Below are 3,593 nucleotides of genomic sequence, written 5' to 3' on the forward strand. Positions count from 1 at the left end.
TTATTAATTATCCACTTTACCGATAGTAGATAATCCTTCTACAATTACATGAGGAGTATAACAAGAACCATTCCATTCCCCATCATTTCCTAATTCTACTAATTGCTTTAATGCTGTATAAACATTACCAGCAACCATAGTATTTTTCACTCTACCAACTATTTCACCATTTCTCACACGATACCCAAGTTCAACATTAATAGAAAAGTCACCAGAAATACCAGCACCACCACCTAGAATTTGATCCACTATAATTCCATCATCCAACATCCCTATTAATTCCTCTAGCGATCGCTCTCCAGGCTTAACTATAAAATTAAATAATTCTGGTGTAGGATACCTACCTAAACCTGGTCGAAAACCATTACCAGTAGTTCCACTACCCAATAATCTGCCAGTAGTCCGGTCCGTATAAAAAAGTTGTAAAATACCCTTTTGAATAAATTCTATAGAGCGAGTCGAAGTACCTTCATCGTCAAAAGGACAACTAAATGGCCCTTCTTCTGGTTGTTGAGAAATAGTAATTTGCTTATTCGTGACAAGCTCCCCTAAGCGATCGCTCCAAGGAGAAGCACCCTCTAGTACCTGTTTGCCGTTCAGAGCTAGTGATATGGTACTCCATAATAAGTCTGCTGCTTTAGCTGTAAATAAAATAGGTATCCTACCACTAGGGGACGCCACATTCTTATCTGCCCAATTTAGTCTTTGTAAGATGCGGTTTGCTACTTTCTTAGGGTCCAGGCTATTTCTTTGAATTTGACCATCAGATATATTTAAGAAGTCCTCACCCCTTACCCAATCAGTTTCTACATAACCACTTAAAGTTGTATCTATATGATTACAATCTAGTCCTAATGAATTGATCAAACGGGTAGACTCAATTTCACAATCCCATTCTCCATTACAAATCACATCTGGATAAAATTCTCGAATTAAGGCGATCGCCTCTTTGCCCCACTTTACCAGTTGTTCTGCGGGTACAAATATCCCTTGGTTGGGATAATGACGATTTTTGGCTTTCGAGGCCAGTTCAATATATTCTGGTTCATTCAAACTACTGATAGAGATGGCTCTTTCTACTAAAGCTTTAGGTGTCACCGGTCCATGAGCTACAGCTAGTCCTGGACGTCCATTTCGCCAAAGTCGGAGTGCTGTACCTTCTGATTGGGTACTTTCTAATTGCTTGAGTCTATTACTTTCAAAAAATATGGGCTGGGAGTGTGATTGGGCTTGAAATACTTCTGCTGCCTCAGCACCTGCTTTGGCAGCTAGTTCTAGCAGTTGTTCTGCTAATTCGGTCATAACATTTTGTTTGGGATTTTTGATTTTGGACAATGGAATTGCTAGTAGGATTGTACCAATGTCCAGTACCCAAAGCTTAACTAAATCTTTTTAAGGAGTTTGGGGAGGTTGGGGAGTGGGGAGTGTGGGGAGTGTGGGAAGTGTGGGGAGGTTGGGAAGTAAAGAGTCTAGAAGATAGGTAAGCTGGATTAATAAAAACTGACTTTCCTGCTACACCCCCCTATACTCGCGCCCCATAATTTGGCGTTGGTGAATACTGGGATAATTGAGACTGACACGGGGACACGGAGACACGGAGATACGGGGATTATGGTTGATGCTCTCTGACAAAATTATCCCGCAACTATGCAATGCCCATAATTTTGATTATTAAAGACCTACATTTTAAAAGTCCTAAAAAGCCTAAAGCATTTACCGAAAAATTTGGTTTAAAGCCTCTCCTTATTAAATAGAAAAAAAGTGCTATAGCAATCCGCGCATAGGTTGTAAGATTTTATCGTAGGGATTTAGTTTCCAAATCCCATCTTAGCTTTGGGAAAGGAGAGCAAACCCCTACAATTTTTTTTCACAAATCTGGCACGGATTAGTATAAGAGATTTCCTTATATTCAATCCTCTCAGTTTTCCTTGAGGTAATTATCCATTATTCATTATTCATTATCCATTATTAATTAATGAATCCCCTATTTCCCTGCTCCCTAAAAAGACTATTTCAGCAAGCCCTAAAGATTAATTTCTTGTAATAACCAAAATCCAGCAAATGATTCTGATTCTGGATTTGACTGTACTGCCAGAAAATGAACATTTTTAGCCTTTGACTTTGCTTCAGAAAATCCTTCAGCTTCCGCAATAGTTGATGGATTACTCAGATTAGCTAAAATCCAAGAATCATCACCTCCAGTATTTAGTAATAATCTAGCTGGAGAAGCAGAATTAAATTGGACAAAAGCTAACTCTAAGCCTGACATCCAAGCAGCTAAAGGTTTTGCCCTAGACGAATAGATAATTAAACCAGGAATAGGAGAATTAGGTTCTAGATTCATCATACTCAGGGGAAAAGCTTCTCCAAAATCAATATCCCACTCTGACATTTCTGCGAAAGCCCTAGCTTCTAAACTAACAAATGTCCACTTTTCTCCAATTAAGGCATCTGGTAAAGGTTGTGGTGCAGAATTCATATATTGAACAGAAGGATTTGTTCCTGCTTGATAACCGGGATAAGTCGGATAAACTTCTTCCATTCGTTGTTCTAGCCATTGGTTAAGTATATAAGTGCGACGACTTAGGGCTGTAGGTATGGCCAATTCTCCACAAGCNCTTCTAAACTAACAAATGTCCACTTTTCTCCAATTAAGGCATCTGGTAAAGGTTGTGGTGCAGAATTCATATATTGAACAGAAGGATTTGTTCCTGCTTGATAACCGGGATAAGTCGGATAAACTTCTTCCATTCGTTGTTCTAGCCATTGGTTAAGTATATAAGTGCGACGACTTAGGGCTGTAGGTATGGCCAATTCTCCACAAGCTTTGGTAATCATATTATTCATTTGGCGACGGAAGAAGCGTATTTTTTGAGGCGGTTCGGGAGCATCAGCGATCGCTTTTTCTATAGCATTCCGTAGCCAAATTGAGTTTACTTCTTGATTACTTGTAAACTCTGAGTAACGATACAAAGAGTCTGTCGGGTCATTAACGCCTACGGGACTTTCGCAAATTAATAGTTCCCAAAGTTTTTTTTGTCTGTCATCGAGTATTGGACGACTGTAGAAGTCTAGTTCCCAAATAATGGCCATGCCTTGCTCTTAAATTTATGCTAAATCGGATTAGTAATTATTTTCAAATTACCAGAGTTTGCGAATAAGATGAGAGGGAGGATATTTTAATAATATCAGGACTTACGCATAGGTACTATATATAGAGTTAAAAAACTATAACGTTATAGTTTTTAACACTACATACATGGTCTTTGCGTAAGTCCTAAATATGTGAAAAATTAGGAACAGAATTTATCCGACAGTATCCTACAGACTTATGTAGAATAGTCTAAAAATCTAGGCATGAGTGAGTTAACCTTCAAACTAAAACTACCGATGACTTACCCGACACATGAGTTTTCAAAACTACTTATACTAAATGGAAATCCTTAACTCTATAGAAGCCCTAAGTGTATCTCCGGAAAGATGAGGATTTTTGGCTCAGGAGTCAGTCTGACGTCTGAAAGTGTCAGGAGATTGAGAAATACGGGCGAGGGAAAAAAGTAGAATAGGGACTCCTGTCTCCCCCCTCTTCCCCC

2 protein-coding genes and 1 pseudogene are annotated in these 3,593 nt (G+C 38.9%); all 3 read right to left on the bottom strand.

The features are described 5' to 3' along the window. Positions 1-3: 3 nt before the first annotated feature. Positions 4-1,302: a TldD/PmbA family protein gene (locus AFK68_RS05760; RefSeq protein WP_094671953.1), complete on the bottom strand. Its 1,299-nt coding sequence runs from the start codon at positions 1,300-1,302 to the stop codon at positions 4-6. Positions 1,303-2,023: 721 nt separating this feature from the next. Beyond that, on the bottom strand, positions 2,024-2,617 hold a 594-nt coding region (locus AFK68_RS05765; protein WP_094671954.1), incomplete at its 5' end, for a Tab2/Atab2 family RNA-binding protein. Position 2,618: 1 nt separating this feature from the next. After that, positions 2,619-3,093: pseudogene (locus tag AFK68_RS05770) on the bottom strand (Tab2/Atab2 family RNA-binding protein); the annotation flags it as partial. Positions 3,094-3,593 lie beyond the last annotated feature (500 nt).

Origin of the sequence: Hydrocoleum sp. CS-953 (assembly GCF_002260545.1) — a bacterium.
Classification (GTDB): Bacteria; Cyanobacteriota; Cyanobacteriia; order Cyanobacteriales; family Microcoleaceae; genus Trichodesmium.